The organism is Streptomyces sp. CAI-85 (genome assembly GCF_013363615.1).
Classification (GTDB): Bacteria; Actinomycetota; Actinomycetes; order Streptomycetales; family Streptomycetaceae; genus Streptomyces; species Streptomyces antibioticus_B.
On the sequence record NZ_JAANNX010000027.1, the window covers coordinates 47,687 to 72,037 of the forward strand.

General features: G+C 72.6%; 21 protein-coding genes and 1 pseudogene. 6 read left to right on the top strand and 16 right to left on the bottom strand.

Going from position 1 to position 24,351, the window contains the following annotated elements:
* Positions 1-176: 176 nt before the first annotated feature.
* Positions 177-866, bottom strand: a complete 690-nt coding sequence (locus tag G6W55_RS24805) for a 2-phosphosulfolactate phosphatase (RefSeq protein WP_175523050.1) — start codon at positions 864-866, stop codon at positions 177-179.
* 49 nt (positions 867-915) lie between these two features.
* Entirely contained in the window at positions 916-2,400 is a 1,485-nt protein-coding gene (locus tag G6W55_RS24810) for a glycoside hydrolase family 55 protein (RefSeq protein ID WP_254876432.1), read from the bottom strand.
* 41 nt (positions 2,401-2,441) lie between these two features.
* Between G6W55_RS24810 and G6W55_RS24815 the strand changes: the two genes are divergently transcribed.
* On the top strand, positions 2,442-3,143 hold the full coding sequence (locus G6W55_RS24815; RefSeq protein WP_175523051.1) for a CDP-alcohol phosphatidyltransferase family protein: 702 nt from the start codon (positions 2,442-2,444) through the stop codon (positions 3,141-3,143).
* 21 nt (positions 3,144-3,164) lie between these two features.
* Here G6W55_RS24815 and G6W55_RS24820 read toward each other — a convergent pair.
* The 5 genes and pseudogenes from G6W55_RS24820 to G6W55_RS24840 all read right to left on the bottom strand — a co-directional run.
* A pseudogene (locus G6W55_RS24820) lies at positions 3,165-3,581 on the bottom strand (adenylyltransferase/cytidyltransferase family protein); the annotation flags it as partial.
* Positions 3,578-5,200 (bottom strand): fibronectin type III domain-containing protein, encoded by a 1,623-nt coding sequence (locus G6W55_RS24825; protein WP_309243814.1) that lies wholly within the window; start codon positions 5,198-5,200, stop codon positions 3,578-3,580. The gene G6W55_RS24825 and the pseudogene G6W55_RS24820, both read right to left, overlap by 4 nt.
* A 114-nt stretch (positions 5,201-5,314) precedes the next feature.
* Positions 5,315-6,865, bottom strand: coding sequence for an oligosaccharide flippase family protein (locus G6W55_RS24830; RefSeq protein WP_175523052.1), 1,551 nt, complete (start codon positions 6,863-6,865; stop codon positions 5,315-5,317).
* A complete protein-coding gene (locus G6W55_RS38935) occupies positions 6,862-8,427 on the bottom strand; it encodes a hypothetical protein (protein WP_175523053.1) in 1,566 nt (521 codons plus the stop codon). The genes G6W55_RS24830 and G6W55_RS38935 overlap by 4 nt, the downstream gene beginning before the upstream one ends.
* Positions 8,424-9,935 (bottom strand): hypothetical protein, encoded by a 1,512-nt coding sequence (locus G6W55_RS24840; protein WP_245177862.1) that lies wholly within the window; start codon positions 9,933-9,935, stop codon positions 8,424-8,426. The genes G6W55_RS38935 and G6W55_RS24840 overlap by 4 nt, the downstream gene beginning before the upstream one ends.
* Positions 9,936-10,153: 218 nt before the next feature.
* Between G6W55_RS24840 and G6W55_RS24845 the strand changes: the two genes are divergently transcribed.
* Positions 10,154-11,134 (top strand): NAD-dependent epimerase/dehydratase family protein, encoded by a 981-nt coding sequence (locus G6W55_RS24845; protein ID WP_175523054.1) that lies wholly within the window; start codon positions 10,154-10,156, stop codon positions 11,132-11,134.
* Between the two features lie 32 nt (positions 11,135-11,166).
* Positions 11,167-12,366, top strand: coding sequence for a glycosyltransferase family 4 protein (locus G6W55_RS24850; RefSeq protein WP_078636182.1), 1,200 nt, complete (start codon positions 11,167-11,169; stop codon positions 12,364-12,366).
* A 64-nt stretch (positions 12,367-12,430) separates the two neighbouring features.
* Here the strand turns inward: G6W55_RS24850 and G6W55_RS24855 are convergent, their stop codons facing one another.
* From G6W55_RS24855 to G6W55_RS24865, 3 genes are all read right to left on the bottom strand, one after another.
* On the bottom strand, positions 12,431-13,552 hold the full coding sequence (locus G6W55_RS24855; protein ID WP_078636181.1) for a glycosyltransferase: 1,122 nt from the start codon (positions 13,550-13,552) through the stop codon (positions 12,431-12,433).
* The gene (locus G6W55_RS24860) at positions 13,549-14,127 is read right to left on the bottom strand and encodes a DapH/DapD/GlmU-related protein (protein ID WP_175523055.1); all 579 of its coding nucleotides are present in this window, start codon (positions 14,125-14,127) and stop codon (positions 13,549-13,551) included. Before G6W55_RS24860 ends, G6W55_RS24855 begins: the two co-directional genes overlap by 4 nt.
* Before the next feature lie 133 nt (positions 14,128-14,260).
* Complete coding sequence (locus tag G6W55_RS24865) at positions 14,261-15,733, bottom strand: sugar transferase (RefSeq protein ID WP_175523056.1); 1,473 nt, start codon at positions 15,731-15,733, stop codon at positions 14,261-14,263.
* A gap of 233 nt (positions 15,734-15,966) precedes the next feature.
* Here G6W55_RS24865 and G6W55_RS24870 point away from each other — a divergent pair, with 233 nt between their 5' ends.
* Entirely contained in the window at positions 15,967-16,182 is a 216-nt protein-coding gene (locus G6W55_RS24870) for a dodecin (RefSeq protein WP_078636179.1), read from the top strand.
* 16 nt (positions 16,183-16,198) lie between these two features.
* On the opposite strand, the gene G6W55_RS24875 is transcribed toward G6W55_RS24870, so the two are convergent.
* A complete protein-coding gene (locus tag G6W55_RS24875) occupies positions 16,199-16,690 on the bottom strand; it encodes an HAD family acid phosphatase (protein ID WP_085206852.1) in 492 nt (163 codons plus the stop codon).
* Positions 16,691-16,778: 88 nt separating this feature from the next.
* Between G6W55_RS24875 and G6W55_RS24880 the strand changes: the two genes are divergently transcribed.
* Positions 16,779-17,798 (top strand): LLM class flavin-dependent oxidoreductase, encoded by a 1,020-nt coding sequence (locus tag G6W55_RS24880; protein WP_175523057.1) that lies wholly within the window; start codon positions 16,779-16,781, stop codon positions 17,796-17,798.
* 14 nt (positions 17,799-17,812) lie between these two features.
* On the opposite strand, the gene G6W55_RS24885 is transcribed toward G6W55_RS24880, so the two are convergent.
* Complete coding sequence (locus G6W55_RS24885; protein WP_078636176.1) at positions 17,813-20,293, bottom strand: ATP-dependent Clp protease ATP-binding subunit; 2,481 nt, start codon at positions 20,291-20,293, stop codon at positions 17,813-17,815.
* 201 nt (positions 20,294-20,494) lie between these two features.
* Here G6W55_RS24885 and G6W55_RS24890 point away from each other — a divergent pair, with 201 nt between their 5' ends.
* Entirely contained in the window at positions 20,495-21,025 is a 531-nt protein-coding gene (locus G6W55_RS24890) for a hypothetical protein (protein ID WP_175523058.1), read from the top strand.
* Here the strand turns inward: G6W55_RS24890 and G6W55_RS24895 are convergent.
* The 4 genes from G6W55_RS24895 to G6W55_RS24910 all read right to left on the bottom strand — a co-directional run.
* Positions 20,974-21,789 (bottom strand): 1-acyl-sn-glycerol-3-phosphate acyltransferase, encoded by an 816-nt coding sequence (locus G6W55_RS24895; protein WP_175523059.1) that lies wholly within the window; start codon positions 21,787-21,789, stop codon positions 20,974-20,976. The two genes, G6W55_RS24890 and G6W55_RS24895, sit on opposite strands and share 52 nt — an antisense overlap.
* Positions 21,786-22,559 (bottom strand): GNAT family N-acetyltransferase, encoded by a 774-nt coding sequence (locus G6W55_RS24900; RefSeq protein ID WP_175523060.1) that lies wholly within the window; start codon positions 22,557-22,559, stop codon positions 21,786-21,788. Before G6W55_RS24900 ends, G6W55_RS24895 begins: the two co-directional genes overlap by 4 nt.
* A 237-nt stretch (positions 22,560-22,796) precedes the next feature.
* Positions 22,797-23,546 (bottom strand): succinate dehydrogenase/fumarate reductase iron-sulfur subunit, encoded by a 750-nt coding sequence (locus tag G6W55_RS24905; protein ID WP_175523061.1) that lies wholly within the window; start codon positions 23,544-23,546, stop codon positions 22,797-22,799.
* The coding region (locus G6W55_RS24910) for an FAD-binding protein (RefSeq protein WP_175523062.1) at positions 23,543-24,351 on the bottom strand (809 nt) is incomplete at its 5' end. The genes G6W55_RS24910 and G6W55_RS24905, both read right to left, overlap by 4 nt.

The following is a 24,351-nucleotide window of genomic DNA, read 5'->3' on the forward strand; positions in this document are numbered from 1 at the left end:
GACCAGCAAGTCGACTGACGAGATCTGCGCGACAACAGGGAGGCCGGTGCGCAGGTCGGCCTCGGCCTGGTCCACTGATACAGCACTCCGGGAAACCGGCCGCACCGTTCGAACCGAGCCTCGAAGGACCGGTGCCGGGCCAGTACCTCGCCGATGCGTCTTCGTCCGCCATTGCCTCAGGTCCCGGTCGACGTCACGGCGTGCGGGCGCAGGATCATGAGTGTGTCTTCCTGCGTCGCCAGCATCGCGAAGGGGAAGCGGTCGAGTTCGAGGCAGAGGGGGACGTCGTCGGGGTGGGATCCCTCGCGTACGCCCTGGCTCAACTCGGCCGCCGCTCCGGAATTGGCGGCACGTTCAAGGTAGTCGGTCGGGTCTGTGCTCGGTTCGGTGATCCTCCGGGCTATGTAGTGGGCGCAGGCCAGGTCCTCCTCCGCGCGGCCGTCCTCGCCGGTGATCACGAAGGTGACGTCGTCGTTCGCGCGCGTGCGCACGACGCGTGCCGTCGCTTCCGCCACCACGAAGCTCGCGCACAGGACCAGCGAGGCGTCCTTGACGGCCAGTGCGCCGACCGTTCCCGCCGTGGTCTTCTGGACGACGGTCCGGCCCGTGAGGTCGGTCGATCTCAGGAGGGCCGGTGAGTTGACGGCGTCGAAGCCCGGGGACGGTGGGCCGTCCTTGAGTGTCACCCAGTCCGGGTGGCGGGCCTTCAGGGAGCGGGCGTCGTCCAGGGACTCCGCGAGGACGATCTTCTCCGCACCTTGCGCGAAGGCCCAGGCCGCCACCGTGTAGGCGCGCATCACGTCGACCACGACCGCCACGGACGGGACGTCGGTCAGCTCGGGTATGCCGAGGAAACGAGTGTCCATGGGGTCATGATCGCGTATGGGCGGTGCGGTGCGGTCGGTCGGTCCGTCCTCAGCGTCCGGGTGGTGGGACGGTGGCGGGCGGGGCCTCGGGGGGTGCCTCCGCCTTGCCCTGCCCAGCCGGAGCCGACGGTGCCTCCGGGGCTGCCGGCTCAGCCGCCGCCTCCGGGGCCGCCGGTTCCGGCTCCGTCGCCGGTGATTCGCGGGCCGGTGTTCCGTCCAGGCAGTTGATGAACGTGACGAAGCCCGTCTCCCGCGCGGCCGCGCCCTCCGTCGCCACGAAGTCGGCCTCGGGGTGGCTGCGCAGGAGGCACATGTCGTAGCGGGCGACCGTCTGGGCGGGGGCCTCGCGCTCCAGGGCACGGTACTCGTGGCGGCCCACGAGCTGGCAGGAGTCGTAGCGGATCAGCGGGCCGCGCGGCCCGACCGTGTAGCGGTGGGCGCGCAGGTCGGGGGCGAAGTCCTTGAACGCCTGCCCGGTGTCGTCGCAGTCGCTGAAGTGGACCGTGCCGCTCTTCCACTGGCAGTCGATGACCCGCGTGTCCGGGTTGCGGACCTCGAAGCGGATGTCCTGGGCGTGGAAGCGCTGGACGGAGTCGTGGTGCTGGGGCACGGGAAAGCGGAAGAACGTGCTGCTCGTGCCGTACTCAGGCGTGTTCTCGGGACGCGTGCCGGTCATGATGTAGGAGCCGCCCCGGCAGGTGATCGAGCCGCCGTAGGGGAACTCCAGGAAGTTGCCCCACTCGTACTCGACCTTCATGTCGGTGAACCAGTAGTTGAGGAACTGGTCCTGCTGGTTCGGATCGGTCTGGCCGCGCCGGGACAGGCCCGAGTAGAGGAAGGCCCTGCGGTACGCGCCGCCGACCCGGCACGCCTCCCACCGCATCTCGGAGTTGGTGTCCGTGCCGTCGAGGGCGAGCCCGTACTCCCACTCCCCCATCCACTCGCACTCGGTGAACCGGTAGTCCTGCGCCTGGCCGGTGGAGTAGGAGCTGAAGAAGGAGGCGCCCGGCGTGGCCGAGCGGAACTGGATGCGTTCGAAGGCGATGTTGGACCAGATGTTCTCGTTGCGGCAGAGAAAGGAACCCGGTCCGGTCGCCGGGCGGAACACGATCGTGGTCATCCGTTTGCCCGCCCCGATGTACCGCAGCCCGTTGGCGGGCCGCAGCGGCGCGGCCCCGTCGAGGAGCGCGTTCGGTCGGGTGATGAGGAACTCACCGGCGGGGATCTCGATGACCGTACGCCCGACCCCGCCCGTGACCCGGCTCGCGGCGAGCGTGTAGGCGAGTTCGAACGCCGCGCTGTCGTCGGTGCGTCCGTCGCCGACCGCCCCAAGGTCGGCCACGTTGATCACCCGGGCCAGCAGTTCGGAGCGCGGCCGCCCGGCGCCGGCCGGTCCCAGCGGGCCGGGTCGTCCGGGCCCCACGGCGGCGGACGCGCTGTGGCCGGTCAGGGCCGTGGCGGCCAGGATCGTCGCTCCGCCACGCAGAAGTTGCCGACGACTGACACGAGCCGTCCCACCTCCCCGTTCTGCCATAATTGCCTTCTTTCAAGCGGTTTTGTCGCTCAAGGAGAGAAATGACCGAATTCGCCGAGGTACTCAGGCAACTGTCGGCGGCCCAGAAGCCCGCCAAGGGGGCCTCGCTCTACACCCGGTTCGTCAACCGTCCGGCCGGCCGCCTGCTTGCCGCGGTGGCCTACAGGGCGGGCGCCACACCGAATCAACTGACCGTCCTCGGCGCGCTGTTCACCTTCCCGGCCCTGGCGGCGGTGGCGCTGGTGCCGCCCGGACCGACCCTGGCCGTCTGTGTCGCCGCGTCCCTGGCGGTGGGGTTCGCCCTGGACGCGGCCGACGGTCAGCTCGCCCGGGGCCAGCGCTCGGGCAGCGCGTCCGGCGAGTGGCTCGACCATGTGCTGGACTGCGTCAAGATCGTCGCCCTGCATCTGGTCGTCCTGGTGTCGTTCTACCGCTTCTTCACCCTGCCGAGCCCGGTCTTCCTGCTGGCCCCGATGGTCTTCCAGCTCGCGGCCGTGGTGATCTTCTTCGCCGGGATCCTGACCGAGAAGCTCAAGCGCCGGATCCCGGGCGAGGCCGCGCCCGCCTCGCCCCCGGCGCTCCGCTCCGTCCTGCTGCTGCCGGTCGACTACGGTCTGACCTGCGTCAGCTTCCTATTCCTGGGACGCCAGGACGTCTTCCTTGCGGTGTACTGCGCCCTGCTCGCGGCCCATGTCCTGTTCATGGCCGCCTTCCTGGTGAAGTGGTACCGGGAGCTGCGCTGACGGGATCTCCACCGGCTGCGGCGCGGCGAGCAGTTCCAGGGCGCCGCGCAGCATCGTGGACGAGGTGTGCATGGTGTACGGGAAGTAGACGACGTCGACGCCGACCTCCGCGAACCGCCGTTCCAGCTCCAGCCACTTGGGGGTGCCGCGCCAGTCGTCGCCCTTGAAGATCCGGTGGAAGCCGACGCGCCGCCAGGTCTTGAGCTTGTCGACCTCCGACTCCACCACCGCGTCGTCCACGTAGCGGAGGCTGCGGACGATCTCCAGCCGCTCGGCCAGCGGGACGACCGGGGCCCGGCCCTTGAGGCGCTCGGTCAGTTCGTCGGAGGTCACGCCCGCCACCAGCCGGTCGCAGTGCCGCCGCGCCTCGCGCAGGATGTTGAGGTGGCCGACGTGGAAGAGGTCGTAGACGCCGGGGGCGAATCCGATACGGGTCATCGCACCTCACCGGCCTCGTTCGCGGCCGCCTCGGCGAACTCCCGCGGGGACCAGGACTGTTCGTGCTCGGACTCCGGCGCCTGCTGCGTCTGCGGCTCCACCGCCGACCGCTGCTGCGGCGTCCCGCCCGGCGTGGCCGCGGGGGCCGCCGCGCGCTTGGCCGGCTTCGGCACGGTCACGTCGAGGGCGGCGGACTTGGCCGAGGTGTTCGTGCCGTCCGTCACCTCGATCCGGTAGCTGTGGCGCGAGCCGGCCGCCACGGTGTCGGTGTACGTCATCCTCGGCATGTCCCAGTAGGTGGAACGTTCCGTCTTGCGAGCCACGAGCTTCCCGTCTCGGTAGATGCGGTACGTCAGGACGGCGTCGTCGCGGTCCCAGGTGGCGCGCCAGGCGAGGGTGACCTTGCCCGGCTGGGCGCTGTCCAGCTTGAGCGCGGGCACCTTCGGCGCCCCGGTGTCGGTGTCGCCGAAGCGGGTCAGGCCCTGCTGCGGCTTGTCGTTGACCTTGGTGAACTCGCCGCCCACCCACAGGTATCCCTTGGACACCACGAGGGCGCGGGGGCCGACCTCCTCACCGAGGCCGCCGTTGGTGTCGGGGAACCAGTGCAGGATCCGGCGGTCGTCGACCGACTGGGCCAGCAGGTGCTGGCGGTCGCCGCGCTCGGGGAACCCGCCCGGTGTCTCGTTGCAGTTGTGGGCGTGGGACGCGCTGTAGAGGACGCCCTTGAAGGGGACCACGGACTGGGTGGCGCCGAAGCAGGTGTCCTTCCACACCATGGTCCCGTTGGTGAGCCGGCCCGCGATCCGGCCGTCGTAGATGCCGGGGCCGTGGCCCTCAGCGCCGACGAAGAAGCGGGTGTCGTCGCGGGCGATGGTCTTCACCGACGACTGGGCAGGGAACCAGCCGGGGTAGGTGAACAGGGTCGCTCCGGTGGCGGGGTTGAGGGCGACCAGCGAGCGGACGGACTGTCCGTTGACGGCCTCGAAGTCCCCGCCGACGAAGAGCGTCTTGTGCTTCGTCGCGATGGACAGGGCGCGCACCGGCTGGTCGATCTCGGCCTTGAAGGGCAGCAGGGCGCCCTTGCGGTCGACGGCGGCGATGCGCGGCCGGGCCTGGCCGCCGACCTTGCCGAAGTCGCCGCCGAGGTAGACCGTGCCGTCGGTGGCGTCGATGGCCCGTACGGTCGCGGAGACCGCCGGCTTGAACTGCTTGAGCACGGCGCAGGTCTTGGTGTCGATGGCCGTCACGTTCGCCACCTTCTCGGAGCCGGCCTGGGCGAAGGAGCCGCCCACGTACAGCACCCGGCCGTCGGGCGACGCCTTCATGGCCCGCACGGTGTGGTTGTGTCCGGTGAACGCCGGTGCGCAGGGCAGCAGTTTGCCGGTCTTGGCGTCGAACGCGGCGAAGTTGCGGCGCTTGACCTGCTGTTGGCCGGGGGCGGCGCCGGGGGGACGGACCGTCTCGAAGGTTCCTCCGACGTAGACGACGCCGTTCGCGGCGGCCAGCGACCAGACGATGCCCTCCGGCTGCCAGGTGGCGAGCGGGTCGGCGGAGAGCGTTGCGGGGTCACCTTCGGCGGCCGCGGCGAGGGAGGCGTCGAGGAGGGCGGTGGAGCACACGAGGACGGTGACGGCAGCCCTCGTGACCGGCTTCGTACGGAGCTTTCTCAGGCGCAATGGACACCCCAGGGCAGTGGTGTGGGTGGGAGGCGGACCGAGACGCCGACTGGGTGCTCATGCGGCGCGGCGGCGCAGCACCCCGACCAGCTCGCTCACTCCCAGCGACGTCCGATATCGCCACAAGCTAGTACCAAATACACACAATCCCAAAGCCATCCCCACGGCGAGTCCTGACGGAGTGTCACCTTTCATCAGCCGGGTCGCCGTCATGACGACGGTGACGAGGAGACCGGCGGTGAGGGCCACGGCGTAGCCGCCGTCGACGGTGGTGAAGCCGAGCCTGCGGCGCACCAGATGGGCCGCGGTGAGGTTCTCCACCACGATCGCCGCGCCCCAGGACACGGCGGCGCCGAGCACGCCCCAGACCGGTACGGCGAGCAGCCCGACGACCAGTTGCACCCCGAACGCGGCGGCGGTGACGGCCAGATGCCAGGAGCTGCGGCCCGCCATGAGGAGCACGGTCTGCGCGTTGCCGACCGCGACGTTGACCAGCGAGGCGGCGCACAGGACGACGAGTCCCGGCGCGCCGATGCCGAACTCCGGTCCGAACACGGACAGGACGGTCTCGGGGAAGGAGGCGACGACGGCGAACAGCGGCCAGGAGAACAGCACGGTCCAGCAGGTGGAGATCCGGTGCAGCGCCTGCGCGGGGACGACGGCGTCGACGGCGAGCAGCCGGCTGATCTCGGGGGCGACGGCGAGCCGTACGGCGAGCTGGACGAGGGTGCACGCGGTGACGACCCGGCCGATCGCGGTGTAGACGCCCGCCTCACCGGCCGTGGCGAGCGCGGAGAGCAGCAGGACGCCGACCCATACGGCGCTGATGTCGAAGACGGAGGAGACCGCACGGGGTCCGGCGAAGCCCCAGAACTCCCGCCAGGTGACGGAGGATCCGCCGGTGCCGGGCCCGCCGGCGGGGTGCGGGCGGGCGGCGCGGCAGCGGCGCAGACAGACCCAGGCGGCGACGGAACCGGCGAACGCGGGCAGCAGCCAGGCGGAGGCGAGGGCGAGCGTCCCGGGCAGCCAGAACGCCACGGGGACGGCGATCAGCACCCGCAGCACGGGCTTGCCGATCTGCTCCACGCCGACGAACGGGACGACGGTGCCGTAGCCGCGGGTGGCGCCGAGCAGGACCATGCCGACGGTGGCGGCGGGCAGGAAGAGCCCGAAGAGCCGGACCAGCGCGATCGCGTCCGCCGCGGGCAGGTCGGGCAGCAGCGCGGTCGCCACGGCGGGCGACATCAGCAGCGGTACGGCGGCCAGGGTGCCGGCGACGGCCGCCGGCAGGACGGCCGTGCGCAGCAGGGCGTCCACCGAGCGGCCGTCGTCGACGGCGAGGTCGCGCGGCACGAACCGGACCAGGCCGGTGTCGGCGCCGAGCTTGCAGGTGTTGCTGAGGATGGTGAAGAGGGCGACGCCCGTGAAGATCGCGCCGGCCCCCTCGGCGCCGACGGCGCGGGTGATGAGGCCGACGAGGAGGAAGGAGAACACGGCGTTGACGCCGGATCCCGCCACGCCCCACCAGCCGCCCCGGGCGGCCGCGGCCACCCCGCTCGGGGCCGGGGCCCCGGGGCGGGTGGGAGCGGCCGCTTCGGGGGCGGTCACCGGCGGGAGACCGTGAGGGTGCTGTCCTGCACGGGGAGTTCCATGGCCGACGCCGGGGCGTGCGCCACGGGACGGTACTTCGGGCGGCGGCGCAGCCCGCGCAGCTTGCGGCGCGGGCGGCCCGCGTCGAGGACGGCGCCGAGGAGGCGTCCGCCGGCGCAGCCGATCAGCTCCTCGACCTGGCGGAGGTCGTCGCGGCGGGTGCCGTCGAGACCGGCGACGACGAGGACGCCGTCGACCCGCTGGGCGACGGCGAGCGCGTCGGCGTCCGCGAGGAACGGTCCGGTGACGACGACGGTCGACAGGTCGCCGTCACCGTGCGCGCGGTCCCGGTCGCCGACGCGGACGTGCGGGGCGTTCGCGCCGCCCGAGGCGAACGCGAACCGTCCGGTGACGTCGGCCTCGACGAGGACGCTGCCGGCCGGCAGGAACGCCTCCTCCAGGGTGGGGGCCTCGTACGGCATCAGCGGCAGCCGGGCCGCGAGGTCGGAGGTGTCGGGGGCGGCGTCCACCAGCAGGACGTCACCGCCGTCGTCGGCCAGGGCCGCGGCCAGGTTGGCGGCGACCTCCTCGGCGGCCTCGGAGTGGCGCGGGGCCACGACGAGGACCCGGCCGGGGCCCGCGGTGCCGGCGATCTGGCGCAGCCGGAAGGCGAGCGCCCGGTACGCCTCGGCGCGGGTGCCCTCGGTGCGGCCGACGGTCAGCAGGGTGTCGCCCTGGCGGCTGTCGGCGGGCAGGATGCCGAGGACCGGCGCGCGCAGGGCGCCCTGCACCTCGCCGACCGAGCGGATCCGGTTGTCGACCGAGGAGCGCACCCAGGCGAGCACGATGCCGAGCAGCAGACCGCAGACCAGGCCGAGGGCGAGCAGGGTGCGCAGGCCGGGGCCGATGGGCAGGGCGGGGGCGGTGGCGCGGCGGACGACGTCACCGGCGTCGATGTCGCGGGACTTGATGTCCAGGACCCGCTTCTGGAGGGTGTAGAGCTGGCTCTGCGCGGCGGTCTTGGCGGGCGCCGTGTCGTTGGCGAGCTGCTCGTTGAGGACGTCGATCTGCTGGTCGAGGGCCTTGGTGGCGCGCAGCACGGTGGCCTCGCTGCGGCTCTTGCGGTCGGCGAGGTACGCCTCGGCGAACGCGTTGGCGCCGCGGGCGGCGCGGTCGGCCCCGGCGGCGGTGAACTCGAAGCGCAGCACCTGCGACTTCTGCGGGTTGGTGACCCGGACCCGGGAGGCGTAGTCGTTGGCCTGGCTGTCCGGGCGGCCCAGGATGCGGGCGGCGCGCAGGGCGACGGCGGCGCTGCCGGCGATCTGCTGCTCGGTGGTCATGCTGACCTGGTTGTCGGCGCTGACGCCCACCGCGCCGAACTGGTCGAAGGTGGAGCGCACGAGGACTTCGCTGGTGGCGCTGTAGGTGTGGGCGCGGTGCTGGGCCAGGGCCAGGCCGCCGGTCACTCCCAGGAGGATCCCCAGCGCGATGAGCATGCGGTGCCGAAGGATGCGACGCAGTTGGTCGCGTAGTTGGTCCGGCTCGTCGTACCGGTCGTCGAAGTGGATGGGGCCGGTCACGGGTGCCCTCCTGTTCCGGGGATCGATGCGTGACGGTTGGGTGCGGTCGGCATCGCCGTTGAGGGGAACCGGGATGCTCGGGCGGTGGGGGTGCTGATGAGCAGGGGGACGGCGACCAGCAGGGTCAGCGGGCCCGCGATGGCGAGCAGGCTGCCGCGCAGGAAGACCATCTGGTAGAAGGCGAACGCCGGGACCAGCAGCGCCGCGAGGACGCCCGCCCGGTCGCGCAGCCGGTGCCGGACGTCGTCGACCCGCCGGCCGAAGGCGCCGAGCAGGCAGAACACCACGATCACCGCGAAGGGGCCGGCCCACAGGTAACTCTCGATCCACAGCGGCGCGGAGAGGTTGTGGAAGTCGTAACCGGCGTACCGGGCCAGGGCGATGCCGGTGTCCTCGGGCTTCTCCGGCCACATCGAGCGCGGCACCATGAACAGCGGGGGCCCCAGCACGTTCTGCGGGGAGAGGCCGTCGTCGCGCGCGTGGTCGAGGCCGGTCTGCACCTGCTGGAAGGCGTCGTAGTCGCCGTTGGCGGTGAACTGTTCGGAGAGCGAGACGACGGCGACGTCCTCCCGGTCGCTGTAGCGGAAGTAGTCGCTGTAGGGGAAGACGAACAGCAGGGCGGCGATCAGGGCGGCCGCGGTGACGCGGAAGGCCCGGGGCCGGCACAGCCGGGGGATCGAGAACAGCAGGGTGAGCAGGACCATGCCGGCCCAGAACCGCGGTTTGCTGATGGGGTTGTTGACGACGACGTTGAGCGCGACGAGCACCGGCAGGAGCAGCCAGCGCACGCCGCGCAGCCAGCGGTCGCCGCCGGTCGCGCGCGGCACCCGCAGCAGTCCGAGCAGGGCCCAGAAGGCGGGGACGGACAGCGACCAGGTGAGCAGCGAGCGCAGCGAGGAGTCCTCGCCGCCGGCCTCGGTGATGGCCTCCCGGCTGGTGAAGTAGGCGCCCAGACGGCCGGGTTGGCCGGAGATCAGCACCGCGGCGAGGCCGAGGGCGAGCGCGCACAGGGCGATCAGCCGCCAGGGCGCGATCCGCCGGGCGAGGACGCGCTCGACGAGTCCGGGCGGTGCGCTCGCCGCGCGGCCCTGGTCGCGCCGGCCGGCGAGGGCCGTGCCGGCACTGTAGGCGAGCAGCCCGAGTTCGACGACGGCCACGGCGCCGAGGGCGGTGAGCTGGTCGGCGCGGTAGGGCCACGGGTAGGTGTCGGTGGCGAGCATCGCCAGCGGGGCCAGGCCGAGCCAGACATAGGCGAAGACCCAGAACCCGAAGCCGACGAACCGCACGGTGGAGGCGGTCAGCACCCGGGCGAGGGCGCCGCCGGAGTGCGCCACGACGACGCCCTGGAGGGCGAGGGCGGGCGAGATCCGCACGCCGTGCGCCTGGAGGATCAGCCCCGGAAGCACGACGGTCAGCACCACGGCCCAGACGAAGACCGCAGCCACACTGCGGACGCGGGCGTCCTGCATCCCGACCTCTCTGCCGAGCGAGTATTTAGGCTGAAACATCACTGAAGGATATATAGCGCTCATATCTCCTAAATCAGACCAGGCGCGCACAAATCATTCAGTTGGACGGGACGCTCCCCGGACAGAGTCATCGAGGTGACGCGCATGATCGGGAGCGGCGCGCCATTTCCCGTAAATCCCGACAAATGTGTATTGCTTATGGTCGCCGGTCGCACTGACCGCACATCAGATCTCCGGATTCCCAGAGGAGTTGTGCCATGAGCAAGCAGGTCGACGTCGTCGTCGCCGGAGGCGGGGGATTCATCGGTGGTCATCTCGTGGGCGACCTCCTGGCCCAGGGGCTGACCGTCCGGTCGATCGACATCAAGCCCCGGCAGGAGTGGTACCAGGTCCACCCGGACGCCGAGAACGTCGTCGACGACCTCTCGCTCCTGGAGAGCGCCCGCGCCGGGGTGCGCGGCGCCCGTCAGGTGTACATGCTCGCCGCGGACATGGGCGGCATGGGCTTCATCGAGAACAACAAGGCCGCCTGCATGCTGTCGGTCCTCACCAGCACCCACATGCTGCGCGCCGCCCACGAGGCCGGTGTGGAGCGCTACTTCTACTCCTCCTCCGCCTGCGTGTACGCCGCCGGCAAGCAGACCGACCCGAACCTCACCGCGCTGCGCGAGGAGGACGCCTACCCGGCGCAGCCCGAGGACGGCTACGGCTGGGAGAAGCTGTTCTCCGAGCGCATGTGCCGCCACTACGCGGAGGACTTCGGGTTCGTCACCCGCGTCGCCCGCTACCACAACGTCTACGGACCCAACGGCACCTGGACCGGCGGCCGGGAGAAGGCGCCCGCCGCGGTCTGCCGCAAGGTGGCCGAGGCGGTCCTCAGCGGCGACCACCGCATCGAGATCTGGGGCGACGGCGAGCAGAGCCGCTCCTTCATGTACATCGACGACTGCCTGCACGGCAGCCAGATGATCATGCGCGGGGACAGCGGCGAGCCGGTCAACCTGGGCTCCTCCGAGCTGGTGACGATCAATCAGCTCGTGGACATCGTCGAGCGGATCGCCGGTGTGCGCTGCGAGCGCAAGCATCTCCTCGACGCCCCGCAGGGCGTGCGCGGCCGCAACTCCGACAACACCCTGATCCGCGAGATCCACGGCTGGGAGCCGTCCGTCACCCTGCTCGACGGCCTCGAGAAGACGTACGCCTGGGTCTACGACCAGGTCAAGCGCTCCCACCAGTGATGCCCGACCGAGCATCAGGACAGGGAGTACCGATGCGGATCCTCGTCCACGACTACAGCGGTCACCCGTTCCAGGCGCAGTTGAGCCGGGAGCTGGCCCGCCGCGGTCATGACGTCGTCCACTCGACCTGCACGGCGTACGTCTCCGGCAAGGGCAACCTCGCCGGGGACACGCCCGGTCTGCGCTTCGCCACCATCGGGGACGGCACCGCGCTGAAGAAGGACGCCTATGTCCGGCGTCTGCGCCAGGAGACCCTGCTCGGTCTCGAACTGGCCCGGCAGGTACGGCGGGAGAAGCCCGACGTGGCGCTGCTGTCCAACCTGCCGATCCCGGTGCTGGTGGTGGCGGCGGCCGTGCTGCGGCGGCTGCGCATCCCCTGGGTGCTGTGGCACCAGGACGTCACCGCCGTGGCGCTCAAGAGTTTCGCCGCCGAGGGCGTCGCCCGCTCGATGGGGATCGCGGCCAAGGTCTTCGGGGCGGGCGAGAAGTGGTCCGCGCGCAGGGCCGCGGCCGTGGTGGTGATCGCCGACTCGTTCCTGCGGATCCACCGCGAGTGGGGCACCGCCGACAAGGTCACCGTCATCCCCAACTGGGCGCCGCTGGACGAGATCGTGCCGGTGGACCGGGCCAACGCCTGGTCGGCCGAGCACGGTCTGAACGGGGTGCGCACCGTCCTCTACTCCGGCACCCTCGGTCTCAAGCACAACCCGGAACTGCTGGTCCAATTGGCCGAGCGGCTGCGCGGGCGCGGCTGCCCGGTACGGCTGGTCGTGGTCAACGACGGTCCCGCGGTGCCCGTGCTGCGCGAGGCGGCGGCCGCCCGGGGTGTGGAGCTGACCCTGCTGCCCTTCCAGCCCTACGAGCGGCTGCCCGAAGTCCTGGGCACCGGCGACCTGTTGGTCGTGCTCCTCGGCGCGGACGCCGGGGAGTTCTCGGTCCCCTCCAAGACGTTGTCGTATCTGTGCGCCGGGCGTCCGGTGCTCGGTCTGATGCCGGCCGGCAATCTGGCCGCCCACCTGCTGCGCCAGGCGGGCTCGGCGGTCTTCGCGCCGGAGGAGTCCGCGCTCGACGAAGCCTCCGTCTGGGCCGCCGGCATCCTGTCGGACCCGGCGCGCGCCGAGGCCCTCGGCAAGGAGAGCCGGGCCCTGGCCGAGCGGGAGTTCGCCCTGGAGGACTGCGCGTCCCGCTTCGAGGACATCCTGCGCTCGGTGAGTCTCCTCCCGGTGCGCTGAACCCCGCGCACGCGCTCTCCGCGGGCGGTCCGGCCGCGTACGGCGGCCGGACCGCCCGCCGTCGTCATCCGCGACGGCCGCGGTACAGCTCCTCCAGCCGGTCCACGACGGCACGGATGGAGAACACCTCGTCGATCGCCCGCCGCCCGGCCGCCGCCAGCCGCCCGCGCAGCGGCGCGTCGGCGAGCAACCGGCCCACCGCGTCCGCGAGTTCCTCCGGACTGCCGTCCGTCACCAACGCGGCCTGCCGGCTCGCCAGTTCGGCGGCGATGCCGCTGCTGTCCGTGCACACGACGGGAGTTCCCTCGGCCAGCGCCTCCAGGACCGTCATCGGGAACGGCTCCCGCACGCTCGGCAGGACGTACACGGCGGCCCGGCGGTAGGCGGCCAGCGCCGCGTCGTGGTCCAGCGCGCCGCCGTAGGAGACCACGCCGGTCAGTCCGCGCTCGGCGATCAGCCGCCGTACCTCGGGCAGGGATCCCTCGTCGGCGCCGTAGAGCGTGAACCGGGCGCCGGTGTGCTCCTTGTGGACCAGGGCGGCCATCTCGACGAACGCCTCGGGGCGTTTACGCGGGTGCAGCCGCGCCAGGAAGATCACCTCGCGGTCGCCGCGCACCCCGTCGCTCGCCTCCTCGGGGGCGCAGCGCAGGCCGTTGGGCAGCGACACCAGCGGGGGTCCGTCGGGGCCCAACACCTCCGCCAGGTCCCGGCGTTCGTGCTCGGTGAGCACCAGACAGCCGCGGGCCCGGCGCAGCAGCGGCACGAACGCCCGGTCGAAGAGCCGGGCGACGGCACCGGTGCGGGGCGCGACCATGCCGTGGGTCTGGGTGACGAACTCCTTGCGCCGCAGCCGGGCGACGGCGAGACCGGCGAGGGAGACGAGGTCGCGCCCCGCGTGCAGATGCACGACGTCCGCCCGCCCCATGGCCCGCCACAGGTCCCGCAGCAGCAGCGGATGCATCAGGCCGAGGCAGCCCCGGCCGGGGACGATCCGCCACGCCGGGCGGGAGACGAACCGGACGCCGCCCAGGCGAGGCGCGGCCGGTGCCGCACCGCGCCACAGCGACACCAGCGTCACGTCGTGCCCCCGCACGGCGCACTCCTCCAGTTGCGCGACGGCCACGCTGGTGGGGCCGCCGAACGCCCCGTCGTCGCTGACGAGGGTGACCACATGGACGATTCTCACGCCGGGACCGCCTTTCCGGCCCGACCGGCCTGACCGGCCGTCAGGACCGCGCCCGACGCCAGGTCCTGGTGGGCGACGGCGCCGGCCCCGACCACCGCGCCCCGGCCGACGGTGACCCCGCGCAGCACGACACCGCGGGCCGCGACCCAACTGCCCGGCTCGAGACGGACGGGGCCGTTGTCGAACTCGAAGGTGGCGGAACGGCGGCGGTGGCTCCCGGTGCACAGCAGCGCGCCCTGCGAGACACAGCAGTCGCTGCCGATGGTGACGGGTTCGAGGTTGAGGATCCAGGCGTCCTCGCCGATCCAGACGTCGTCGCCGATGTCCAGCTTCCAGGGCCAGTGGACGCGTACCCCGCGCCGGATCAGCACCCGCCGGCCGACGCGGGCGCCGAAGGCGCGCAGCAGGGCGGGCCGCCAGCGGGCCGGGAACCACCATTTGACGAAGAGGAGATGGAGCGCGGCGTACCAGGCGGCCTGGATCAGCGGTGGGCGCCCCTTGTCGTATCCGGCGCCGGTGAAGCCGCGCAGGGACCGCGCCGGGACCGCGGGCCGGGCGGATGTGGTCTGTACCATGACGCGATCCTTCACGCCGCCGGGGACACCGCGGCCCGGTTCACCGCGTGTTGACGGCAGACGTGCCCGGATGGCGGACGTACGGCGAGGACGCGGCCCCGCGGGGATCGGGGCCGCGTCCTCGTACGGGGCTTCAGTAGGCGCCCTGGCCGTCCAGCACCGCGCGCAGGGTGCGGGCCATCACGTTCATGTCCCCGGCCAGCGACCAGTTGTCGACGTAGCGCAGGTCGAGCGCGACGGTCTCGCGCCAGGACAGGTCCGAGCGTCCGCTGACCTGCCACAGTCCGGTCAGGCCCGGTTTGATGCTGAGCCGGCGCATCTCGACGCCGTTGTACTTGAGGACCTCCTCGGGCAGCGGCGGGCGCGGCCCGACGAGGGACATGTGGCCGAAGAGGATGTTGAAGAGCTGGGGGAGTTCGTCCAGGGAGTAGCGGCGCAGGATCCGGCCCACCGGGGTGACCCGGGGGTCGCGCCGCATCTTGAACATATGGCCGTCGTTCTCGTTCTGCGCCTCCAGACCGCTCTTGAGCCGGTCCGCGTCGACCACCATGGTGCGGAACTTCCACATGGCGAACGTCTTCCCGTGCCGGCCGACCCGGGTCTGGCGGTAGAGCACGGGACCGGGTGAGCCGAGCCGGACGGCGAGCGCCAGCAGGACGAGCAGCGGGGAGGAGAACAGGATCAGGGCGAGGGCGCCGGCCCGGTCGAGCGCCGACTTCGCCACGGTGTGCGAACCGCGCTGGAGGGGCGGCGCGATGTGCAGCAGGGTGAGACCGGCCGCCGAGGTCAGCCGGATGCGCCGGCGGGCCACGTCGGTGATGCCGGGCAGCACCATGAGCGAGCGGCCCCCGTCGTGCAGGGCCCAGGACAGCCGGCGCATCCGCTCCCCGGACATCAGTCGGCCGGGGGCGACGAAGACCAGGTCGGCCGCGATCTCGTCGGCCGCGGTGAGCACGGCGAGCGCGTCCGTCTCCGGCGACTCGGGGGCCTCGCCGGGCAGCCGTACGTACTCCGGCACCCCGGAGCGCATCTCGCCGTCGCCCACCGGACAGGCGCCGACGACGACGTACTCGTGGTCGGTGCGCTGGGCGAGCTGCTCGACCACCGCGTCGACCGTGGGGGCCTCGCCGACGACCAGCACATGGCGCAGGGCGCGGGCGTTGCGGCGGGCGGCGAGCAGATGACGGTGGATCGCCTTCTGGCAGACGGCGGTGAGGACGAGCGCCGGGATGAGGGCGGTGAACGCCTCGGCCGGCACACTGTCCAGACCGCAGACGACCCGGACCGTGGCCAGGGCGCCGACGAGGACCAGCCAGTCCCGTATCACGGCCCTCAGGCCGCCTCGGTCGCCCCAGGCCAGCGGGGTGTACCGCTTGCTGAACACACCGATCAGGGGCCACAGCAGGGCCGAGGCTGCGGCCAGGCGCAGCGGGTGGGGCTCATGGACCTCGACGAACGCCGCGGCGATCGGCAGGCCGGCGGCGAGGACGTCCACGGTCAGCGCCGTGGGACGGTACCAGTGCGCCCCGGTCTCCACGCGCCGGACCGGCGGGCGGGCCACGGGGATCGGCGCCTGTCGGGACATCGGGACTCTGAACAGCCGCATGGTCTCCTTCAAACCCCCAATCACGGATAGCGGGCGCGACCGCACGGACCATCGATGCGTACGACCACGCCCCTTCACATGATCCTTATATCACCGCATACATACCAATATCGGACTTTTGACCGCCGACCGTGCGGGCCCGGCCCACACATGGCGGCACGGCGCGGCGTGGGGCACGGTGGAGTGACGCGTGACAGACCCGACGCCGCCCGCGCGGCCGAGAGGAGCACCCGATGTCGAACCACACCTACCGGGTCACGGAGATCGTCGGAACCTCGCCGGAGGGCGTGGACGCGGCCGTGCGCAACGGCATCACCCGCGCCTCGCAGACCCTGCGCAACCTGGACTGGTTCGAGGTGACCCAGGTGCGCGGGCAGATCGAGGACGGCGAGATCGCCCACTGGCAGGTGGGACTGAAGGTGGGCTTCCGCCTGGAGGAGTCGGAGTGACGGAAGCAGCCGCCGGCTACGTCCGCCCCTCCCCCTCCTGAGCGGTCCTCAGCTCGGCGGAGGGGGCCGTCCAGCGCGCCCGGACGACGGTGAACCCGGCCCGTTCGGCGTCGACGCACACGAGTTCGTCGTCGTCCACCAGCATCCGCACCTCCCGGCCGCGGGCGAGCCGGCGCAGCACCTCCAGCTTGGTGCGCCGGGCGGGCCGCCGGTCGTGGTCGCGCCGCATGTGCACGTCCCCCTCGGGCAGCCCGTGCGCGGCGAGCCAGGCCAGGGTGTCGGCCCGGCAGCGCTCGGGCCGGCCGGTCAGATAGACGACCTCGCACTCCTCGGCGCTCTTCCGGGCCAGCGCGACGCCCTCCGGGATCGGCGGGTCCTGCGGCGCGGCGGCGAAGAACGCGTCCCAGTCACGCGGCCTGCTCTCCAGGAACCGCTGCCGGTGGGCCGTGTCGGCCAGGGTGTTGTCCAGATCGAAGACGGCGAGCGGCGGTCTTTGGCTGTCGGTCACCCGGCCACCCTAGACAGCGCCCGCCGAGCCGGCACGCCCGCCCGTTCGCCGCGGAATCCCCCGGGCGGCGCAGGGCGTTGAAGGCGGTATGAGTTCCGTCCTCGCCTCGGCCCGCTTCTCCGTGCTCGACCGCTCCCGCGTCCGCGAGGGCCGCACCGCCGCCGAGGCGCTGCGCGACACCGTGGACCTGGCCCGGGAGGCGGAGCGGCTCGGCTACCACCGGTTCTGGGTCTCCGAGCACCACGGCGTGCCCGGTGTCGCCGGATCCGCGCCCACCGTCCTCGCGGCCGCCGTGGCGGGCGCGACCCGCACCCTCCGGGTGGGCACCGGCGGGGTGATGCTGCCCAACCACCGCCCGCTGGTGGTGGCCGAGCAGTTCGGCGTGCTGGAGTCCCTGTTCCCCGGCCGGATCGACATGGGGCTCGGCCGCTCGGTGGGGTTCACCGACGGGGTGCGCCGGGCGCTGGGCCGGGACCGGGACGACGCCGACGCGGACGACTTCGCCGCCCAGCTCGACGAACTGCTCGGCTGGTTCCGCGGCACCTCCCCCACCCGGGCGCACGCCTATCCGGCGGAGGGGCTGGCCGTGCCGCCGTTCGTGCTGGCCATGGGCGAGGGCGCGGCGATCGCCGCCCGCGCGGGTCTGCCCATGGTCATCGGGGATCTGCGCGACCGGGACCGGCTGCGGCGCGGGGTCGACACCTATCGCGCCGGGTTCCGGCCGTCGCCGTGGGCGAGCGAGCCGTACGTCGTCGTCTCGGGCACGGTCGCCGTGGCCGGGACGCCCGAGGAGGCCCGCCGGATCCTGGTCCCCGAAGCCTGGTCGATGGCGTACGCGCGCACCCACGGCACCTTCCCGCCGCTGCCGCCCGCCGAGGCGGTCGAGGCGCGGGAGATGACCGCCAAGGAGCGCGGCTTCTACACGTCCGGTGTCGCGGGCCAGCTCGCCGGCACCGAGGAACAGGTGGCCGACGAGCTGGAGGGCCTGCTGAAGGACACCGGCGCGCAGGAGGTCCTCGTCACGACCAGCACCTACGACCGTACGGCGCTGCTGGACTCCTACACACGGCTGGCCCGGATCGTGAACGGATCCGGGCCCGCCGTCTGACCGGCGTCACGCCGTCAGGTCTTGGCCGGATGGTCGGAGTGCACCACGATGTGGCCGTCCACCGCGTCCACCCGGGCCCGGTCGCCGGGGTTGAGCTGTCCGGAGAGCAGCAGGTCGGCGAGCCGGTCGTCGACCTCGCGCTGGATGGTGCGGCGCAGCGGACGCGCGCCGAAGTCGGGCTGGTAGCCGAGGTTGCCGAGCAGGTCGGCCGCCCCGTCGGTGACCTCCAGGTCCACGTCCTGGGCGCGCAGCCGGCGCTTGGTGTGTTCGAGCAGCAGATCGACGATCTCGCGGATCTGGCCGCGCTCCAGACCGCGGAAGACGATGATCTCGTCGATGCGGTTGAGGAACTCGGGCCGGAAGTGCTGCTGGAGCACCGGCATCACCGTCTCGCGGACCGCCGTGTAGTCCTCCACCCCGGCCGCGAGGATCCGGTCGGCGCCGATGTTGGACGTCATGATGACCACGGTGTTCTTGAAGTCGACGGTCCGGCCCTGGGAGTCGGTGAGCCGCCCGTCGTCCAGGATCTGCAACAGCGTGTTGAAGACGTCCGGGTGGGCCTTCTCGATCTCGTCGAACAGGACGACGGAGTACGGCTGCCTGCGCACCGCCTCGGTGAGCTGGCCGGCCTCCTCGTGGCCGACGTATCCGGGCGGCGCCCCGACCAGCCGGGAGACGGTGTGCCGCTCCTGGAACTCGCTCATGTCGAGCCGGATCATGCGGTGCTCGTCGCCGAACAGGGCGGCGGCCAGGGCGCGGGCCAGCTCGGTCTTGCCGACGCCGGTGGGACCGAGGAAGAGGAAGCTGCCGACGGGGCGGTTCGGGTCGCTCATCCCGGCCCGGGCCCGGCGGACCGCGCGGGCGACGGCGGTGATCGCCTCGTCCTGGCCGACGACCCGCTCGTGCAGATGCTCCTCCAGCTTCATCAGCCGGGCCCGCTCCTCCTCGGTGAGCTGGGCGACCGGGATGCCGGTGGAGCGGGAGACGACCTCGGCGATGTCGTCGGCGGTGACCTTCGGGGTCGTCTCCTCCGACTTCTCGGCGCTGCCGTCCAGCTCGGCCTCCGCCTCCTTGATGCGGTCGCGCAGTTCCTTGGCGCGCTCGTACTCCTCGTCGGCGACGGCCTGGTCCTTCTCCCGGTTGAGGGCGGCGAGGCGGTCCTCGATCTCCCGGGTGTCGGCCAGCGGGGTGCGTGAGCGCAGCCGGACCCGGGCGGCCGCCTGGTCCATCAGGTCGATCGCCTTGTCGGGCAGGAAGCGGGAGGTGATGTAGCGGTCGGACAGCTCGGCCGCCGCCACCACCGCCTCGTCGGTGATCCGGACCTGGTGGTGGGCCTCGTAGCGGTCGCGCAGGCCGCGCAGGATCTCGATGGTGTCGTCCACGCTGGGCTCGCCGACCAGGATCGGGGCGAAGCGGCGCTCCAGGGCGGCGTCCTTCTCGATGTGCTTGCGGTACTCGTCGATGGTGGTGGCGCCGATGAGGTGCAGTTCCCCGCGGGCCAGCGCCGGCTTGAGCATGTTGCCGGCGTCCATGGCGCCCTCGCCGCCGCCTCCGGCGCCGACGACGGTGTGCATCTCGTCGAGGAAGAGGACGAGCCCGTCCCCGTGCTCGCCGACCTCGTCCAGGAGCTTCTTCAGCCGCTCCTCGAACTCGCCCCGGTACTTGGTGCCGGCCACCATCCCCGCCAGGTCGAGCGAGACCAGCCGCTTGCCCTCCAGGGTCTTCGGCACGTCGCCCGAGGCGATGCGCTGGGCGATGCCCTCCACGATGGCGGTCTTGCCGACCCCCGGGTCGCCGATCAGGACCGGGTTGTTCTTGCTGCGGCGGGAGAGGACCTCGATGGTCTGCTCGACCTCGTCGTCCCGGCCGATCACCGGGTCCAGCTTGCCGGCCCGGGCGTCCTCGGTGAGGTCGCGGCCGAACTCGTCGATGGTCGGCGTGGAGCTGGGCGCCTTGCGCTCGCCGCCCTCGGGCATCCGGGTCGCGCCCTCCCAGCCGGTCTCGGCGAGCGTGCGGCCGGCCGCCGACTCGGGGTTCACGGCGAGGGCCCGCAGCAGATGCTCGGGGCCGATGTACGAGGAGCCCTCGGCGCGGGAGATCTGGTAGGCGTCGAGCAGCGCCCGCTTGGCGGCCGGGGTCAGGCTGGTGGGCTCGGTGCGCGCGCCGCCGCCGTGACCGGAGGAGAGGCGCTCACGGATCCGGTCGGGGTCGGCGCCCGCCTCGGCGAGCAGCCGGCGGGTGGAGTCCTGCGTGGTGGCGGCGGCCAGCAGATGCCGGGCGTCGAGGTCCTCGCTGCCCTCCTCGGCGGCGATCTCCCGGGCCTGAGCGACCAGCTCACGGGCCCGCTCGGACAGCAGGGAGCCGATGTCGACGCGCTGGGGCCGCCGGGCGGGCGAGGCGGGGCCGCCCCCGCCGGCGCCGCCGAAGAACCGGGACATCAGCTCGTCGAACTCCTCGAACGGGCTGCGTCCGAATCCGAATCCTGGAGTAGTCATGATCGCGGGCCTCCCCGGTTGCGGCGACAGGCATCGGCGCTAACCAACCTGCCACGGCACACGCGGCCCCGCACCCGCGCCGGTCACCGGGCGTGACGGGGTGGCCGGTGCCGGGACTCGCGGGGTCCGTCGTGACGTGTACGGAAGGCTCCCGCATGTCCGGCCCGCCCGCCCGAGAACTCCGGCGCCGTAGACTCCCGCATGACCTACACCCGGCCGCCCTTGCTGCTCATAGACGTGGACGGCCCGCTCAACCCTTACGCCGCCAAGCCCACCCGGCGGCCCGAGGGGTACCTCACCCATCGGATGCGGCCGCGTGGCTGGGACGACCCGGCGGTGAAGCCCTTGCGGGTCTGGCTCGACCCCTCGCACGGGGCGGCCCTGCGGGCGTTGCCGTACGAGTTGGTGTGGGCCACCACGTGGGAGGCCGAGGCGAACGTGTGGATCGGGCCGCAGATAGGGCTGCCGGAGCTGCCGTACATCGACTGGGGGCCGGGCGCCCGGGAGCGGACGCCCACGGGTGTCTTCTGGAAGACCGAGCGGGTCGTGGAGTGGGCCGCCGGACGGCCCTTCGCCTGGGTGGACGACGAAGTCGGCGACCGGGACCGGGAGTTCGTGACCCGCCGTCATCCGGGACCGGCACTGCTGCATCACGTCGACCCGCGCCGCGGTCTGCTCCCCTACGACTTCGCACGGCTCGCGGCGTGGGCCGAGGCCCTGCGCGACGGGTAGGCCCCCGCCGCCGAGGCCAGGGTCGCGCGGTCGGGGTGGGTGCCCGGCGGGATCAGCGGCAGCAGTTCCGCCTCGGCGATCAGGCCGCGGGTCGAGGCCACCCGCCACAGGGAGGCCGCCAGGGAGTCGTCGCCGACGTAGGCGGGCGCGGTGCTGGGCGCGCCCGTGGCGTCCCGGTAGCGGATGCGCACCGGCTGGACCGGGACCCCGGCGTCCAGGGCCGCCTGGAACACCGCCCGCCGGAAGGGCCCTCGGGCGCGGCCGCACCAGGTGCTGCCCTCCGGGAACACGGCGACGGCCTGCCCCGCGCGCAGGGTTCCGGCGATCCGGGCGACCGTGCCGGGCAGTGCGCGCAGCCGGTCGCGGTCGATGAACAGGACGCCGCCGCGCGCGGCCAGCGCGCCCGCGACCGGCCAGGCCCGGATCTCGGCCTTGGCGAGCATCCTGGCCGGGCGGATCCCGGCCAGCAGCGGGACGTCCAGCCAGGAGATGTGGTTGGCGACCAGGAGCAGACCGCCGTCCCCAGGCGCGGGCGCGCCGGTCACCCGGATCCGGACGCCGGCCGCCCGCACCACCGCCCGGCTCCACCGCCGTACCGCCCCGGCCGGGATCCGCGCCCCGAGCGGGGACAGTACGACGCCGGTGAGGACGAGCAGCAGGACGGCGGTGAGCCGCAGCACGGCCAGCGGTACGGCGGTGAGGCCGGCCGTCGTGCGGACGCAGCCCCGCGGGGTGCAGGGCGCGGTGGGCAGCCAGGCGCTCATGAGGCGGGCACGAGGGAGAGGAAGTGGCGCAGATAGCGCGGGTCGACCCGGCGCATCGACAGCAGCACGTACAGGTCGGCCACCCCGAAGTCGGGGTCGTGCGCGGGCTCCCCGCAGACCCGGGCGCCGAGGCGGACGTAGCCGCGCAGCAGGGCGGGCAGTTCGGTGCGTCCCGCGGGCGGCGGCACGGCCGGCACCCAGGGGCGCAGCGGCCGTACGCGGTGCTCCTCGGGGGCCAGGTGCCTGGCGCGGACCCGGTCCCAGGTGCCGGCGGCGAGGGTGCCGCCGTCGGTGAGCGGGATCGAGCAGCAGCCGGCCAGCCACTCGTGGCCGCGGTCCACCATGTAGCGGGCGATGCCGGCCCAGATCAGGCCGATGACGGCGCCGTCGCGGTGGTCGGGGTGGACGCAGGAACGGCCGACCTCGACCAGGTCGGGGCGGATCGCGTCGAGGCGGGTGAGGTCGAACTCGCTCTCCGCGTACAGCCGTCCGGCGACGGCCGCGCGCTCGGGCGGCAGCAGCCGGTAGGTGCCGACGACCTGTCCGGTGCCGGTGTCGCGGACCAGCAGGTGGTCGCAGTGGGCGTCGAAGGGGTCGACGTCGAGTCCCGGCCGCGGGGAGGTCAGCAGGGCGCCCAGCTCACCGGCGAACACCTCGTGCCGCAGCCGCTGCGCGGCCCGTACGTCGTCCTCGTCGCGGGCCAGGGTGACGGTGTAGCGGACGGGGGCGGTGGAGTGCGGGGGACGGTCGAGGGTGGATACGCCGGACATGGCTCACTCCTGGGGACGGGCCACAGCGGGGACGGTGGCGCTCCCCCTGTTTCTCCCGATCCCGGTTGGCGTGTACGTGACCGGTGCCGGGAGAACGGATGTGGGAATGCTGAATGCCAGGGTCCGGGCCGGGCCGGCGTCCTCGGGAAAGCCAGACGGGACCGGGGATGAGCACCACTCCCGGTCCCGCCCGTCCGCACCGTCGGCGAACGCTCTTCGCTGCTTTCCCGCCGCGGGCTACCGCTTGGCCGCCTTGCGGGTGGCGCGCAGCCACTCCTTGTTCATGCCGGTGATGGAGACCAGCGGGATCCCCTTCGGGCAGGCCGTCGCGCACTCCCCGGCGAGGGTGCAGCCGCCGAAGCCCTCCTCGTCCATCTGCGCCACCATGTCGAGGACCCGGGTCTCGCGCTCGGGCGCGCCCTGCGGCAGCACGTTCAGATGGTTGACCTTGGCGGAGGTGAACAGCATGGCCGCGCCGTTGGGGCAGGCCGCCACGCAGGCGCCGCAGCCGATGCACTCGGCGTGCTCGAAGGCGATGTCGGCGTCCGGCTTGGGCACCGGGGTGGCGTGGGCCTCGGGGGCGGCGCCGGTCGGGGCGGTGATGTATCCGCCGGCCTGGATGATCCGGTCGAACGCGGACCGGTCCACCACCAGGTCCTTGATCACCGGGAAGGCGGCGGCCCGCCACGGCTCGACGTCGATGGTGTCGCCGTCGCGGAAGGACCGCATGTGGAGCTGGCAGGTGGTGGTGCGCTCGGGGCCGTGGGCGTCGCCGTTGATGACGAGGCTGCACGCGCCGCAGATGCCCTCGCGGCAGTCGTGGTCGAAGGCGACCGGGTCCTCGCCGCGCAGGATGAGTTCCTCGTTGAGGGTGTCGAGCATCTCCAGGAAGGACATGTCGGGCGAGATGCCGTCCACCTCGTACGTGGACATGGCGCCGTCGGCGTCGGCGGCGCGCTGCCGCCAGACGCGCAGGGTGAGCTTCATGCGTAGCTCCGCTGGGTGGGGTGGACGTACTCGAAGACCAGGTCTTCCTTGTGCAGGGCGGGAGCCGTGCCGGTGCCGGTGAACTCCCAGGCGGCCGCGTACGAGAACTCCTCGTCGCGGCGGGCGGCCTCGCCGTCGGGGGTCTGGGACTCCTCGCGGAAGTGGCCGCCGCAGGACTCGGCGCGGTGCAGCGCGTCGAGGCACATCAGCTCGGCGAGTTCCAGGTAGTCGACGATCCGGTTGGCCTTCTCCAGCGACTGGTTGAACTCCTCGCCGGTGCCGGGGACCTTGATGCGGCGCCAGAACTCCTCGCGGATCTGCGGGATGCGTTCCAGTGCCTTGCGCAGTCCGGCGTCGGTGCGGGCCATCCCGCAGAACTCCCACATCAGTTCGCCGACTTCGCGGTGGAAGGAGTCGGGGGTGCGGTCGCCGTCGACGGACAGCAGCAGGTTCAGCCGGTCCTGGGTCTCGGCCAGCACCTCCTGGACGACGGGGTGTTCGGCGGTGATGTCGCCCTGGTGGGGGTTGCGGGCGAGGTAGTCGTTGATGGTGGCGGGCAGCACGAAGTAGCCGTCGGCGAGGCCCTGCATGAGGGCGGAGGCGCCGAGCCGGTTCGCGCCGTGGTCGGAGAAGTTGGCCTCGCCGATCGCGAACAGGCCGGGGACGGTGGTCTGGAGGTCGTAGTCGACCCACAGTCCGCCCATCGTGTAGTGCACGGCCGGGTAGATCCGCATGGGCACTTGGTACGGATCCTCGTCGGTGATCCGCTGGTACATGTCGAAGAGGTTGCCGTACTTGGCCTCGA

What these genes read in the sequence shown, in the direction of transcription:
- G6W55_RS24805 (WP_175523050.1), bottom strand. Translation starts at nt 866, where the DNA reads ATGGACACTCGTTTCCTCGGCATACCCGAGCTGACCGACGTCCCGTCC.
- G6W55_RS24810 (WP_254876432.1), bottom strand. Translation starts at nt 2,400, where the DNA reads ATGGCAGAACGGGGAGGTGGGACGGCTCGTGTCAGTCGTCGGCAACTT.
- G6W55_RS24815 (WP_175523051.1), top strand. Translation starts at nt 2,442, where the DNA reads ATGACCGAATTCGCCGAGGTACTCAGGCAACTGTCGGCGGCCCAGAAG.
- G6W55_RS24840 (WP_245177862.1), bottom strand. Translation starts at nt 9,935, where the DNA reads ATGTTTCAGCCTAAATACTCGCTCGGCAGAGAGGTCGGGATGCAGGAC.
- G6W55_RS24845 (WP_175523054.1), top strand. Translation starts at nt 10,154, where the DNA reads ATGAGCAAGCAGGTCGACGTCGTCGTCGCCGGAGGCGGGGGATTCATC.
- G6W55_RS24850 (WP_078636182.1), top strand. Translation starts at nt 11,167, where the DNA reads ATGCGGATCCTCGTCCACGACTACAGCGGTCACCCGTTCCAGGCGCAG.
- G6W55_RS24860 (WP_175523055.1), bottom strand. Translation starts at nt 14,127, where the DNA reads ATGGTACAGACCACATCCGCCCGGCCCGCGGTCCCGGCGCGGTCCCTG.
- G6W55_RS24865 (WP_175523056.1), bottom strand. Translation starts at nt 15,733, where the DNA reads ATGCGGCTGTTCAGAGTCCCGATGTCCCGACAGGCGCCGATCCCCGTG.
- G6W55_RS24870 (WP_078636179.1), top strand. Translation starts at nt 15,967, where the DNA reads ATGTCGAACCACACCTACCGGGTCACGGAGATCGTCGGAACCTCGCCG.
- G6W55_RS24880 (WP_175523057.1), top strand. Translation starts at nt 16,779, where the DNA reads ATGAGTTCCGTCCTCGCCTCGGCCCGCTTCTCCGTGCTCGACCGCTCC.
- G6W55_RS24885 (WP_078636176.1), bottom strand. Translation starts at nt 20,293, where the DNA reads ATGACTACTCCAGGATTCGGATTCGGACGCAGCCCGTTCGAGGAGTTC.
- G6W55_RS24890 (WP_175523058.1), top strand. Translation starts at nt 20,495, where the DNA reads ATGACCTACACCCGGCCGCCCTTGCTGCTCATAGACGTGGACGGCCCG.
- G6W55_RS24895 (WP_175523059.1), bottom strand. Translation starts at nt 21,789, where the DNA reads ATGAGCGCCTGGCTGCCCACCGCGCCCTGCACCCCGCGGGGCTGCGTC.
- G6W55_RS24900 (WP_175523060.1), bottom strand. Translation starts at nt 22,559, where the DNA reads ATGTCCGGCGTATCCACCCTCGACCGTCCCCCGCACTCCACCGCCCCC.
- G6W55_RS24905 (WP_175523061.1), bottom strand. Translation starts at nt 23,546, where the DNA reads ATGAAGCTCACCCTGCGCGTCTGGCGGCAGCGCGCCGCCGACGCCGAC.